This is a genomic window from Niallia sp. FSL K6-0212 (assembly GCF_038007605.1).
In the GTDB taxonomy this organism is placed as follows: domain Bacteria; phylum Bacillota; class Bacilli; order Bacillales; family Cytobacillaceae; genus Niallia; species Niallia circulans.
In genome coordinates this window covers 1,898,735-1,912,830 of sequence record NZ_JBBOXL010000001.1, presented here as the reverse complement: position 1 = coordinate 1,912,830, position 14,096 = coordinate 1,898,735, and the positions used below count along the sequence as shown (strand labels likewise).

Below are 14,096 nucleotides of genomic sequence, written 5' to 3'. Positions count from 1 at the left end.
GTAAAACTTATAATAGGGTAAATAAAAAATAGAATGGAACGAGAAGGAATAAATTAGGAGGGATTCTCTCATGTTTGGAAAAAATTCAATGCGTACTTTTGCAATTGTCGGGGCTGGATTAGGAAGCTTTTTCCTGTTCACATCAAAAGGGAAAGACATGTTTCATCGCTTTAAAAGCAAATTCAATTCTACGCAACAAGAGGACTTACTTTCTAAAGCAGGAAATCCCGCTCCAGATGATATTGGTGACAACAATATGGTAAATGAAGGCGCGATGTATTCCGTAAATTACTATAATAAACAAAGAAATAGTAATTAGTTTCGTAGTTTCGATGTAATTTTGCGAATGAATAAGGAATTTCCATTACTTGGACTGTTCCTATCATTTAGTGATAATTAGTTAAAAGCAATCAGACATTTATGTACAGAATAGGAAAACTTGAATCAGTAGGAAGAAGCAACTGATTCAAGTTTTCTCTCATAAATAAACAATCTTTTTATTCATAACTTTTGGCTTCAATTGATCCTTCGCACGTTTCATTCTTGTTTTGACCGTTGATAATGGCGTTTTTGTATGGTTGCTTATCTCTACCAATGTTTGATTATGGTAATAAAAAAGCAGTAAAGGTTCTTTATACATATTTGGTAATTCTTCCAATGTATCAATCATCTCTTCTTTTTCACATTTGCTCATTAATGTTTCCTCAGGTTCCAATGCCACAGAAGTATCTCTTGCATATGTATAAACAGACTCTTCCCAAAACTTCTTTGATGTTTTCTCTTTTCTCCAGTAGTCTCTACACTTATTTAGAGCAATTTTATAGAGCCAGCTTTTCACTTTATGGTGAACTTCAAAGCTGCCAAATGAGGTATAAGCGGAAATTAATACTTCTTGATACAAATCTTCCGCTAGTTCTTTATGCTTAACAAGCGATAATATATAGATATAAATTGATTTTCCGTATTCCTTCACGACATGTTCAAATAATTCTTCTTGATTTCCCACAGTATATGTTTTATTTATTAGGGATTCCATGTTCTTTCTTTTCCCCTTCCCAGTTTTACGATTCTACTTAATAAACGCTAGCTCCTCTGCGAATCCCTACACTTTTTTTTAAATTTTTTATTGGAATTTATTCACTGGTGTCAGCCACATTGAAACTCCTATTTTTTTGCATATTGTTAAATAATGCATGGAAGCTAATATAACAGCTCCTAAATTCATTCCAATTGCAATTCCGCTCATTTGAAGCTGGCTTAAAGATCCTAAATAATAAATCGCTGCATAAGAGAATGATGTTGCCCACACACTATGAAAAACCGCATCTTTCAACAAGCCCAAACCAATTAAATATGCTTGCATGGGAATGGTGAAGTAATGAAGTAAAAAATAGGGCCATAAAAGCTGCACAATTATAGCTGCCTGAGTAGAGTGAAAAAAGGTCATCGTAAGTGTTTCCGCGTAAAAATAAAAAATCCCAACAGATATGGTTCCATAAATTGCTGTTATGATCATCACTTGCTGCAATAATCTTTGTAGTTTTGGATAGTCTTTTTGTACATACGCTTTCGAAACAGTTGGTATCAGCATTGTCATAAAGCTATGGGATATAAAAGCTGGAAAAAAACCTATCGTCATTGCTATCCCTGCAAGCATTCCATACTGTTCTGTCGCATTTGCTGCTGTTATTCCTGATGCAACAAGTGCCCCTTTGATGAGAAAAGGCTGAATGGCATGTGTTAGAGCATGAAATATTCGAAGACCTGTTGTCGGAATAGACACAGATAATAAATCCTTCCAAATGACTTTCCCATTCATGCTTTCATTTTTCCCCTTTTTAATCCGCTGATATTGCACGAAAAACATATGCAATAAGTACAATAATACAACTGTATCACTCCCTACAATGGTAAAAAAGGCAATCAATACAGAAGTATTTAAATCAAAGGAAAACCATTGAAACAAAAAGACTAATAAACCTAATTGAATAATTTTTTTCAAAAAATTAGAAGCCGCAATTTTCCCCATTTGCTGTTTTCCCATAAAATAACCTCTCGCAATAGAAGTAAAGGAAATAATCGGCAATAGAAGAATAACTAGCCACTTCAAGAGTGGATGGTAGGAATAAAAAATAGGGATAAAAGGTATGATGATAGATGCGATGATGGTTAGAAAAATAGTAAAAATAATGGTCCACTTTAATACTTGCTGCAGCATCGATAAATGATATTTGGAATCTTTTTCAGCAATAAATTTCGAAATGGATGTTGGCAATTCAAAGGTAGCAAGCAGTACAATAAGAAAGATAGTAGGTAATATGGTCATAAATAAACCTAGTCCATGCTCTCCAAGTTCCCTTGCCATTACCATATTAATAATGAATTCGATACATTCGCCAAAAAACGCGGTAACAATTAATAAAAAGGTCCCTTTATAAAATGAACTCATGAATCTCTCCCTCAATCTATCTTCCACAAGCATGTAAGTAAAAGATGTGTGTTTATTTTCTCTTCTTTATCATCATATGAGACAAGTTCAAAAAATATTTTCCTAGATTGTCTTTTTCTTAATTGAAGAGAGAGAAATGTCTTAATTAAACGTTTGATTAAGGGACCTATTCACTTGCATATAAGGTTTTTTATTTTTTGTTTATTCTACAAGTGAGTGCTTAAAAGCGTAAATGACAGCCTGAGTGCGATCCTGTACTTGCAGTTTACTTAATATATTACTTACATGTGTTTTCACTGTTTTTAATGCAATAAATAATTCGTCTGCAATTTCCTGATTACTTTTCCCCTCCGCCATCAACAAGAGAATCTCCATTTCTCGGGTAGTTAGCTCTTCGTGCAGAGGCGTAGTTTTCTTTTCTCGCATTTTTGTCATCATTTTATCAGTAACTTCAGGCTCTAGGACAATTTGGCCTTGATATGTTTCGCGCACAGCTCTTGCAATTTCACTCGCCTTGGATGTTTTGAGCATATAGCTTGTTGCACCCGCCTGCAAAGCAGGATATACCTTCTCATCATCAAGAAAACTGGTGACAATAATTATCTTTGCCTCCTGCCATGCTTCTATTATTTGCCTCGTTGCCTCAATTCCATCCATTTCATCCATTACTAAATCCATCAAAATCACATCTGGCTTTAATTGAAGAGCAAGCTCAACAGCTTTACTGCCATTTTCCGCCTCTGCAACAACTTCAATATCTGTCTGTGCAGATAAATAAGAAGAGACTCCAATCCGCACCATTTCATGATCATCCACTAGCAATACTCTAATCATTTAAATCCTCCTTTCTTCCCAAAATTGGCACTTTCACTTCTAATCTTGTTCCTTTATTTTCCAAACTTATTAATTTTAATACTCCGCCAATTTCAGCTGCTCTTTCGTGCATATTTTGAAGTCCATAAGATCCTGCTTTCCTCTTATCCACATTAAAGCCGACACCATCATCGATTATTCGCAATATAACAAATGCCTCCCTCTGAATAAGCTGTACTTCTAAGGAACTTGCCTTTGCATGTCTTAATGTATTGGATACCGATTCTTGAAGAATTCGAAAAAGATGATCTTCAATTCCTTTATCCAAATCGATATCTTCTAGTTTCATTTCCATTTCCAAAGATACCTTTTGCTGTAGTTCATGTAATAATTCTATAATTCCCGCTTTTAACGTTTTTCCTTTTAAAGCGATTGGTCGTAAATGAAGCAATAAAGCTCTCATCTCTAATTGAGACTGCTGAATCGTTTCCTCTACTAGCTGTAATTGCCGTGATTCATGATCATTCGTTTTCGGTCTTGTTTCATTAATTGCTGATAACAGCATCGATGCTGCAAATAATTGTTGGCTCACAGAATCGTGCAATTCTCTGGCCAAACGATTTCGCTCTGCAATAATGACAGTTTGAACCTTCACCTCTTGATCTTCCGCTTTCTCATTTACGAGTTTTTGAGATAGCTTCATTTGTTCCACTAATTGATTCTGCAGCTGAATGATTCTATAGCTTAAAGATTGGAGCTCCTCTGTGGAACCAATTGGCTGAACTGGATAATACTCCATTTTATCCATTGTATGTAAGGTTTCTTCTATGGAACGGATTTGTTTTTTCCAGGAAAATCCTGATAAATAACCAATTAAAACACCTAATGTAATATCTACACTGATTAAAAATAAAATAAATGGAACATCCATTACCTCTTTTTCCCACAAAGCACTCCAGGTTGCCGGCGGAAAGACGATTAGATAGCTTATGGAAAAGAATACAAGTAAAAGAAGGGATGCACATACTCCCCACAAAATTTGTCTCGTTATAATACTCATATTCTTTTCACCTCTAAGCTACCAGTAATTAATGAGGTGAAAATTTTCACTCTAGTCTCAGCCTGATCATATCCAGCTGTCCGAATGCTTATATTTTGATTCCATATATTTTCTTCAGCTTCACCAAATATTTGATAGGAACCAAATAAACTGGAATGGTGAATACTAACATCCATATCATAAGGGATATATACCTTCACATCTCCTACAATATTTCGAATCATAATAACTGTTTCTCCTTCTGGTAACACCGTGTAACTAAGATCCACAGTAGTATTCGTTATGCCACCCTGAATATTGATATCATCCCATTCATATACGTGATCTGGTGTGGTATTACGGCTAAAGAGAGAATTCGTAAATAAGGGCTTTTTCTTTATTTTTATTTCGTCTGTCTGTATGGCCGTTTCCTTATCCTTTATGATTGGTTTTATAATATCCTCATTATTCTTTTTTTGAAATAATTGAAAAAGGTAATAGGCAAGGAGTGTAAACAAGATAATTTTCACTGTAACCATATTTAGTATGCTAATGATTAAAAGCAGGCTCCCTATCCAAAAAAGAATCTTTCCAGCTCCGCCTTGCCGTGATTTCTTTGATATATAAATCATGCCAATTGAAACAAGAAGGGAAAAGATTAGTCCGGGATTAAAGACGAAGATTTCTAATAACAAAAAACCTCCAACTACATAAAACCAATTTGCATAGTTATCTTTTAATTGTTTAAACATTGGCTATTCTCTCCCTTCTTTATTTTATTTGGATGAAGATCTTAAATAATTGAAGGCTGGCTTTACCACACCAGCCTCTTTTAGAATACCATTTTTTTATAAGGAAATGGAGTCATCTTCTTTTTTTAGCATATCTTTCTCTAATGCTGCTAACTTTTCGTCCATTGTTTGTTTATAATATTCTGTATTTATTTTTTCTTCTAACGTTTCTATATATTGTTCCATTTCGCTAAAGCGTGTTGGATTTGTTGGACTCGCCTGTTTTTCTTCTAATACTTTATTCATTGTATGGTGTGCTTTTGTTATATTTTCTTTTGCCATCAGTTCCATCTGGCGTATTTTCATATCCTTCAATTTATGTTTCATATCCATATATTTCGTTTCTATTTCATGCAATTGCTGCTCTGTATTTTTTAACGATTCGGTTAAGCGTAATACTCTTTCTTCATAATGAGTCTGCTCCTGCTTAGCATAAGCAAAAAGCTCTTCTTCTCCTGCTTTGCCAGCCACCTCAGCCTGTCTTTGTCTTTTCTCCGCCATTTGTTCAGCCTGTTGTAATTCCTTCATGAACTCTTCTTTTAATTTATATTGTCTTTCGACCATTTTTTTTACTTTATCTGTCTCTTTCTCACATTCTCTTACATATTGATTTAAAAGCGCGATTGGATTTTTTTCTTCCTTCTTATCTAATAAATGATTAATGTCTGCCATTACCGTATTTTTTATTCTTTCTAATAGATTTGTCATATTAACCTCTCCTTATTTATTTAATTCTGACCACTGTTTTTCAAAATTTGCAAAAGGGTCATCCGCTGTTTTATTTGTAATAATGGTCTGCTTGTTGTTCCACTTTTTGTAAACAAGATACAATACATACGCGGCTGCTAATCCGATGATCGCTGGCAGGTTACTTGCTGTTATAATAAGCATAATCACTCCTGCTATCCCCCACCCCAGCTTACCTGATGTGCTTGTTGCTTTCGTGTATTGCTTAAAGGCAAAATAAAGAATTACTGCACTAATAACTAAACCGAGTATTGGACCTATCTGTGATAAAAGGATGATAGAGGCAGCTGCCCCAATAAGAAATAAACCAAATTTTTTCATTTTGCGTTTCGCTCCTTTCTTATCTACTATGTTACCTTCTTCCTGTTTTTTTCATAACATGCCTTAGCTTGATTTTGCTCTACAACTTTAGTCTTAGAAAATACTAATCCTAATAAGCAAAGAAAAAACTGTTCATAATGGAACAGTTTTTCTCCTTTAGTAATTATTTTTCTGTACCTGTCAAAAAGCTCTTGGAGCGAATTCCTGATCTTCTCAGAACAAAATCTACATCTACTTTAATATCTGCTTTTGAAAATTCTTGATCCCACTTGTCTTTTATTTTCATAAATGAATCATAGTCTTGTCGTCTCATTGCTTCTCCAAATCCGTAAATATCTGATTCATATTGGCTTTGAACATGTGAAATGCTATTGGATATTTCTTGGGATAAAACTTTATTCACTAGTTTTTCATATTTTTCAATGGTACCTAGCTTATCTACACTTTTATAGCATTGTGTTCCCTCCAGATATCCTTCTGCTTTTATCCCAACATGAATAGCAGGCTTATTATTCTTCCATTTAGAAGTTATTTCTGTTTGTGATTCTGTTACACGCACAGAACTATAGTCTCCCTGTTTGCATTTAATGGACAAAGAAGTAGTTTTTAATTTATTTCTAATCCACAAATAATTTCTCGAATCTTCCATGCTCAGAAAACCGACCAATTTGCCCTTTTTAAATATCGCCAGAGAATCAACGACTACTATTGCATCAGGAGTCACCTTCATGATATTTTCCATACTCTTTCCTTTTTCTACATCTCCTTTTACGCGGACAGTAGCTAACACTGGTTCTTTCCCTTCTAGGTTCAATTCGGAGATAAACTCAATAATACTCATTCCTGGGTCTCCTCCCCAATCCTCTAATAAATGATCCAATTGCGGGGATAACTTTAAAGAGGAAGCCTTTCTATAATGGGCAACTATTTTTAAAATATCTTCTGCCTTTCCATCTTTTGCAATAATAATATTAAAGTCATCCCGTATTTCCCTATTCCTTTCCAAGAAGTCAATAAAATCAAGCATTCCCGACCTAGCTATTTCCTCGCTGATTACCAGTATCTTCATATGAGAGAAAACCAGGAACTGTGCATAGTACTCATTTAAGAGATGCGTAATTTCAGAAATAGTGTTTCCCTCAATGCCTTCTACTATTGTCGGAGCATTTCCAGAAGCAGTTTGGGTATTTAATTCTACTGCATTTAAGGCCTCTACTGTCAATTTATATTTTGCATTTTCGCCTTTATCAATGGCCATTCCTGCCACTAATTTAATTTCTGATAATTCTTTTCGATCCCAACAACCAGTTAATAGAAACAAACAGTTTAATATACATAGAAAGACACAAATTTTCTTCACTTTTTCTTCCCACTTTCCGGTTTAGGCGGAGACGGGGACCCTTGTGGCTTTTGCTTATTCTTTACATTTGGACTTAAATAGGAAGAACGCTTATTAATGGACCATAGTGGAAAACGAACAAATACATCTTTTTGATCTTCGACAATAAATGGAGCAACAGGTGCTAAATAAGGAACCCCAAAGGAACGAAGAGAACTTAAGTGTGCAACCATAAATACAAGTATTAAAAGAACCCCATATAACCCTAAAATAGAGGCAACAATGATAAGAACGAATCGAATAAGTCTAGATGCGTTCGCGAAGCTATAATTAGGAAAAACGAAATTAGCAATCGCAGTAATCGCGACAATAATAACCATAATATTGGAAATGATTCCCGCTTCAGCGGCTGCCTGTCCAATAACTAATGCTCCTACAATCGAAACCGTCTGACCAACGGCCCGCGGCATTCTTACCCCTGCCTCTCTTAAAATTTCAAAAGTAATTTCCATGATAAACACTTCCACTACAGCTGGAAAAGGTACATCCTCCCGCTGTGCAATAACACTCAGTAATAAAGTAGTTGGCAGCAGTTCTGGGTGAAAGGTCAAAACTCCTACATAAGCGGAAGGCATAATTAAACCAATCATAAAAGATAGGTAGCGAATTAAACGAACAAAACTACCCATAAAATAGTTTTGATAGTTATCTTCCGGAGAAGTGAAAAAATCAGTCAGTACAGCCGGAACGATTAATACAAATGGCGATCCATCAATGATGATGACAATTTTTGCATCCATTAAATAGGTAGCTACTGCATCTGGACGCTCTGTATTCATCGCTAACGGAAAAACAGTCAAACTTTTATCTACAATTAATTCTTCAACATTCGCTGACTCGAAGACAGCAGAAATATTAATTTTATTTAATCGAGACCTTACTTCTGCTACTATTTTTTCATTTGCAATGGAATACATATACCCCATGTATACATTTGTACGTGTTTCGTTTCCTATCATAAATTTTTCAAAACGCAATTGATGGTTTCTTATTCTTTTTCTTATTAAATTGATATTTGTAGAGGCATCTTCTACAAAAGAGTCCTTTGGTCCCCGTACGACTGTCTGTGTAGTAGGCTCGGCTACTGACCTGCCTTCACTATTTAAATAATTTAAACTAAGCGCCTGCCCAACACCTCTAAAAACAATAACAATACGTCCTTCCAGGAGAGAAGAAACAATTTCATTAACCTTTTTTAATAATTTATATCCTGAAACACCAAAGCTCTTTTTACTTAAGCTCTGTAGGTCTTCAATTGTATCAACAACAATATCTTTATCTGCTGAATTCTCTAACGTATTCCCTAACATCTCTTTTAACATTTCTGTATTTACTACAGTTTCTAAATAATAAATACATCCCTCACTTTTTCCTACTCGAATCACATCTGACTGCAAATCAGCTGTATTTCCAAAGGTTAAACCTATCACTTCTCTCAATGCTTCAAAGGTAAGTTCTTCTATCCCTATTTCTTTCGCTTCGGTCGGAACGACTTTAGAGGGTATTTCTTTTTTGCTATTTATAGACATCAATTTTTTAAAATAATTCATATTTTTAACCCCCTTTTTTCATCCCTTTGTTCTTTCCATTTTTTTATTAACAACACAAATGTAATCAAAATAGGTACCATAAGTTCCAGTGGAACATGAACAAGAAATAAGTCTACATTTAACCCTTCCACAATATGATCCGAAAAATCCGTAGAAATGAAGATGCTAAACATCGTTGTGATACAGGCAACAGGCATAGCAAAATATCGGTAAGGTATCCGAAAAACATACTCCATTCCTTTTAAGCCGCCATATAGAAACACAGAACTTTTGATTAATATTCCCAGCATCATAATAAACACAACGAGCACGTCAATCCTTTCCAAAAACTCCCCTATACTAACAAGTCTTGCCGCTATTAATAGTGGGAAATTTGCTCGCATTGCTGTATTTTCCCCTAAGGTGGCTATAATGATAAAAACGGAAGATAGTAAGATGATACTTGCAACAATAACACTAATTAAGGCAACCTTCTTCGTTGCCTTAAACTCTCCAATATGAGCGAAAATAACCGTAAATGCTATTAACTCTCCAAAGGGGAAGGCAATGATAGATGGAATAGCCGCTTTCATTATTGGCTTTATCCCATTACTTAAAACTGGCTGTACATTGGTGAGGTTTATTTTGTCTCCAGCGTATAAAAAAATAAACAGCAGGATGATAAATAAAAACATATAGGGACTAAATATTTCAGCTGTTCTTCCTAATACTTCAATCCCTAAATATAAGATATAGCCAATTACTAACATAAGCGCTAATATCGTAAATTCTATAGGTGTCACAGGCAGAATGGCAGAAGTGATCAATTCCCCAAAGTCTCTAATTACTCTTGCAGAAACATAGATAAAATAACTTAAGTACACGAGAGCTAAAGTGATAGCAACTTTTCTAGAAAAACAATATTCCATCATCTCATATAAGTTTTTCCCTGGAAGCAATGACATTAAATAAAGATAAAAACTTATTATAATTACGCCGACAATCATTCCAATTAAAACAACTATCCATGCATCTCTTTTGGCTTCCATTCCTATGCCAATTACGATAGAACTTCCAAGAAGGAAATTGATAATCATCGTAAATATTTGGGTTAAAGATAGTTTTTCTGTCAACATAATCACTCAGCACCTTATCGGTTTTAATTTAATGTAATCAAAATTTCGCTCATCGCTATTTCCTAAAACACATTCTGTCCTCCACTTTTTGCTTTTTTCTTGGAGTTAGATTTATTCCAATGTTTTATTAACATGATAAATACCATTAATGCCGGCAGGCCAAATTGTAATGGAAGATGTAACAGAAAAGGATTAGACTGCAATCCCTCCTCCATATGATCGGTATAATTTCGCGCAATTAATGTTGTGAATACTCCTACAATACAAATCATCGGAATCGAAAAATACCGAAATGATTGACCAAAAATGTACTCGATTGCCTTTAATCCTCCATATATATAAATACAGCTTTTTACAAGTGTTCCGAGCATCATACAGAAAACTACAATAGCATCGATCCGTTGTAGAAAATTCCCAATAGAAACAAGTCGAGCTGCACTTAATAAGGGGAAATTGGAACGTAATCCGAGCTCGTATCCTAAAGACAAAATAATCATCAATGATGTAACCAGCAATAATAAACTTGAAATCAGAACACTATAAATAATAATCTTTTTGCTATATTTAGCATTTGAAACATTGCTCAATATAAAGGTTAAAACGAGTAATTGTCCATACGGCCGTACAATTTCATAGGGAAACACAGCAGTCCATAAGGGCTTAAAGCCGTCAGCTAATACTGGTTTTATATTAGAGAAATCAAGGTTTTTACCAACATATAAGAAAATAAATAAAAGCATGATGAAGATAAATGCATAAGGAGTGAATATCTCTGCGGTTCTCGCAAGAACCTCCACACCCATATACAATATATATCCCATTACGAACACTAGCATAATGGTGGAAATCTCAATCGGTGTTAAGGGAAGTACTGTACTTGCTATCAACTCTCCAAAGTCGCGGATAATTCGACAGCTATAATAAAAAAAATAAGCTGCATAAACGAGACTAAGCCCCTTTGCAATCGGCCGATTAAAGCAATATTCGAACATCTCAAATAAATTTTTCCCAGGAGTTAAAGAAAACATATAGATATAAAATAGGGTGATAATAATTCCTAATCCTAAAGCAATTAGAAGCACAATCCATGCATCCTCTTTTGCTTTTAATCCAAGGCCTATTACAATCGTACTTCCAATTTGGAAATTAAAAACAACTGCCGCCAATTGAGTTAATGAAATGCTTTCTTTTAACATGCCTGTAACACACTTCCTTTTAGAAAAGCGCAAGCGCCTCATCTTTTGCTTTATTAGTATTCCGGGCCAGCCCTGGCAGAAACTTCTATACTCTGTTGTGCAACTGGTATCTAAATGGAGTAATTATCCTTGAGTTTTCTGCCTTCTTTGTTTTTTATTTTTCCATAGTCGAATATCCACTACGACCGACCAGACAAAGCCTAATATCGCAGTAAATACAATGGTAATAGCTCCTGCACCAACTTCGGCGTCGTATATTCTTTTTATACATTTCATAAATCCATCATGAAATACAAAAATATCCAGAACAATTGTTAAAACACTCATAGATGTAAATATTAGTAGATAAGCAAAAGTTACCATTTAACCCTTCCTTTTAGTGCTTTGTTTATTTATGGTATTATCTTGTGAAATTTCTCCATTTTTATGCTTATATTTTCATTTATGAATGTTAATTCAAATAAAAAAGCCGGCATCAACCTGCTATTACGGTTGATGCCAGCTTTTAAAAAGATTATTTATTGTTTTTTTGTCTCACTTTGTAATCCACCATTTCTCCATGGTAAAAGGTTTTTCTCGATAACTGAAGATTTAGCCTCTTAGCTGTTTGCTTCAGTTCTCTTTCTTCTCTTTCTGTCACTAAACTAATAACTACTCCCGCTGCACCAAATCTGCCCGTCCTTCCAGACCGATGGATATACTGAGTCTGATCTGTAGCTAAGTCATAATGAACAACATGTGTAATATTTTGAATATCAAGCCCTCTTGCGGCTACATCTGTTGCTAGAAGCATGTTTCTCTTGCCATCTCGAAAATCAGTTAATGACTTTTGACGCTCCATTTTATTTAGATCAGAATGCAAAATACTTGTCTGAATTTTTTTAAATGCTAACTTCTCATAGATAACACTTAAATTTCCAATATCCTTTACAAACACAAGAATCTTCGCATTCTTTAAACGAGAGATCGGTTCTAATAGCTTTACTTTATCTCGATATTCCGCTTGGAAATAAATATGCTCTACTTCAGCTGCTTCGATCACCTTATCTTTTTTGATGCGAATAATTTCTGCATCTTGAACAAGTTCAGCTGCAATATTTTCTGTTTGCTTTGGTAATGTTGCAGAAAATAAAACGACTTGTCTTTCTTTTAAAGTGGCTTTGATAATTTGACGAACAGATTCTAGATGCTCTGGTACTAACAATTGATCTGCTTCATCTAAAATTACTGTTTTTACTGCATGCATTTTTAATTTTTTTTGTTTAATCAATTCTAATGCTCTTCCAGGTGTACAAATGACAAGATGAGGATGCTTTTTCAGTTTTTCTAATTGTCTTTTAACATTTGCTCCTCCAATAAAAGAGGCCGCCCGAACACCGCTGCCCTCTCCCCATTTTTGTACTTCTCCTAAAATTTGCATAACAAGTTCTTGAGAGGAAGCAAGACAGATTGCCTGAATATTCTTCGATTCTGTATCCAAGTTATTTAAGACTGGTAGTAGATATGCCAATGTTTTTCCTGTTCCTGTTGGGGATTCAGCAATTACATCTTTTCCCTCTAATATTAGCGGGATAGATTGTGCTTGAATAGAAGTTGCTTGTTTAAACTGTGCCTTTTCCCAATTTTCCTGTATAAACGGTTTAAATGTACTCCAAAATAGCTGTTCTTTCATTTCGTTCTCCTTTTTCATCAAAATCAGACAAATAGCATCTAACCTTAAAATATATCTTCTTATTATAAATTATTTACGAAAAAATAGATATGAAACCTTATTCAATAGGGGGGAGATTATATTTTTCGCTGAATATAAATTATAAATGCTGGATTTCGAGGATTTCTTTGTTTCTACAAAGAAAGGAGCTTCGTTTCTTGCGAAGCTCCTTTTCAAACTATATGAATAGCTGATTCTTCCCTACTTTATGAACGATATCGACGCCATCTTTGATTCGCTTCATTTTTACATCTAGTTCATGGGCTGCATCTGCTGCTTCCTTTAATTCATTAAGTAAATGTGCAGGAACATCTTTGTCGAATTTATAATAGATTTTATGTTCTAAGCTTGCCCAAAAGTCCATCGCAATCGTTCTTATTTGAATTTCAACAAATACTTCTTGCATTCCTGTACTTAAGAAAACAGGAATACTGATAATTAAATGTAAGCTTTTATAGCCATTTGGTTTTGGATTTTTAATATAATCTTTTACCTGCAGTACTTTAATATCAGCTTGTTTTTCAATAATATTATAAATTTCGTAAATATCCGAAATAAAGGAACAAGTAATTCGAACTCCTGCAATATCATGTATATATTTTTTGGCATTTTCCATTGTTATAGCATGCCCTTTTCGATGCAGCTTTTGCATAATACCCTTTGGATCTTTAATTCGTGATTTAATGTGCTCGATTGGATTATGATTATGGATAAATTGAAATTCCTCATTTAATATTTTTAGTTTCGTATTTATTTCATCTAAAGCAAAGTTATAAATAATTAAGCTATTTTTCCATTCATTAAGCTCATTTGATAATTCATGTAAATTGAAGTTATTATCTTCCATGTATGTCTTGAGTTGTTTTACGCTTTCCATAAACTAGTATGTCTCCTTTGGATTCCTATAAACCTTTTCTGCGTCTACTCCGATACTCTTCAAAAATTCAATAATTTGGTCAATTGTT

General features: G+C 34.4%; 15 protein-coding genes. 1 reads left to right on the top strand and 14 read right to left on the bottom strand.

From position 1 onward, the window contains the following. The first annotated feature begins 70 nt into the window (after positions 1–70). Positions 71–319 carry a hypothetical protein gene (locus MHH96_RS09010; protein ID WP_047941743.1) on the top strand — a complete coding sequence of 83 codons (249 nt, stop codon included), beginning with the start codon at positions 71–73 and terminating at the stop codon, positions 317–319. 159 nt (positions 320–478) lie between these two features. On the opposite strand, the gene MHH96_RS09005 is transcribed toward MHH96_RS09010, so the two are convergent. The 14 genes from MHH96_RS09005 to MHH96_RS08940 form a co-directional block, all read right to left on the bottom strand. Next, complete coding sequence (locus tag MHH96_RS09005) at positions 479–1,036, bottom strand: RNA polymerase sigma factor (RefSeq protein WP_341117115.1); 558 nt, start codon at positions 1,034–1,036, stop codon at positions 479–481. 87 nt (positions 1,037–1,123) lie between these two features. Next, positions 1,124–2,449 carry an oligosaccharide flippase family protein gene (locus MHH96_RS09000; protein ID WP_047941745.1) on the bottom strand — a complete coding sequence of 442 codons (1,326 nt, stop codon included), beginning with the start codon at positions 2,447–2,449 and terminating at the stop codon, positions 1,124–1,126. Between the two features lie 201 nt (positions 2,450–2,650). Beyond that, positions 2,651–3,283 carry a response regulator gene (locus MHH96_RS08995; protein ID WP_047941746.1) on the bottom strand — a complete coding sequence of 211 codons (633 nt, stop codon included), beginning with the start codon at positions 3,281–3,283 and terminating at the stop codon, positions 2,651–2,653. Then, positions 3,276–4,322, bottom strand: a complete 1,047-nt coding sequence (locus MHH96_RS08990) for a sensor histidine kinase (RefSeq protein ID WP_047941747.1) — start codon at positions 4,320–4,322, stop codon at positions 3,276–3,278. Before MHH96_RS08990 ends, MHH96_RS08995 begins: the two co-directional genes overlap by 8 nt. Next, a complete protein-coding gene (liaF, locus tag MHH96_RS08985; RefSeq protein WP_047941748.1) occupies positions 4,319–5,053 on the bottom strand; it encodes a cell wall-active antibiotics response protein LiaF in 735 nt (244 codons plus the stop codon). The genes MHH96_RS08990 and liaF overlap by 4 nt, the downstream gene beginning before the upstream one ends. Before the next feature lie 96 nt (positions 5,054–5,149). After that, the gene (locus tag MHH96_RS08980; protein WP_047941749.1) at positions 5,150–5,800 is read right to left on the bottom strand and encodes a PspA/IM30 family protein; all 651 of its coding nucleotides are present in this window, start codon (positions 5,798–5,800) and stop codon (positions 5,150–5,152) included. 12 nt (positions 5,801–5,812) lie between these two features. After that, positions 5,813–6,160, bottom strand: a complete 348-nt coding sequence (locus MHH96_RS08975; protein WP_095259147.1) for a lmo0954 family membrane protein — start codon at positions 6,158–6,160, stop codon at positions 5,813–5,815. Between the two features lie 163 nt (positions 6,161–6,323). After that, positions 6,324–7,520 (bottom strand): Ger(x)C family spore germination protein, encoded by a 1,197-nt coding sequence (locus tag MHH96_RS08970; protein WP_047941751.1) that lies wholly within the window; start codon positions 7,518–7,520, stop codon positions 6,324–6,326. Beyond that, entirely contained in the window at positions 7,517–9,109 is a 1,593-nt protein-coding gene (locus tag MHH96_RS08965) for a spore germination protein (RefSeq protein ID WP_047941752.1), read from the bottom strand. Before MHH96_RS08965 ends, MHH96_RS08970 begins: the two co-directional genes overlap by 4 nt. Then, complete coding sequence (locus MHH96_RS08960) at positions 9,106–10,224, bottom strand: GerAB/ArcD/ProY family transporter (protein ID WP_047941753.1); 1,119 nt, start codon at positions 10,222–10,224, stop codon at positions 9,106–9,108. Before MHH96_RS08960 ends, MHH96_RS08965 begins: the two co-directional genes overlap by 4 nt. A gap of 62 nt (positions 10,225–10,286) precedes the next feature. Further along, on the bottom strand, positions 10,287–11,420 hold the full coding sequence (locus MHH96_RS08955; protein WP_047941754.1) for a GerAB/ArcD/ProY family transporter: 1,134 nt from the start codon (positions 11,418–11,420) through the stop codon (positions 10,287–10,289). A gap of 123 nt (positions 11,421–11,543) precedes the next feature. Beyond that, positions 11,544–11,783 carry a hypothetical protein gene (locus MHH96_RS08950; RefSeq protein ID WP_047941755.1) on the bottom strand — a complete coding sequence of 80 codons (240 nt, stop codon included), beginning with the start codon at positions 11,781–11,783 and terminating at the stop codon, positions 11,544–11,546. Positions 11,784–11,934: 151 nt separating this feature from the next. Then, the gene (locus MHH96_RS08945) at positions 11,935–13,092 is read right to left on the bottom strand and encodes a DEAD/DEAH box helicase (protein ID WP_047941756.1); all 1,158 of its coding nucleotides are present in this window, start codon (positions 13,090–13,092) and stop codon (positions 11,935–11,937) included. Between the two features lie 217 nt (positions 13,093–13,309). Next, positions 13,310–13,978 carry a GTP pyrophosphokinase gene (locus MHH96_RS08940; RefSeq protein WP_445669007.1) on the bottom strand — a complete coding sequence of 223 codons (669 nt, stop codon included), beginning with the start codon at positions 13,976–13,978 and terminating at the stop codon, positions 13,310–13,312. Between the last annotated feature and the right edge of the window lie 118 nt (positions 13,979–14,096).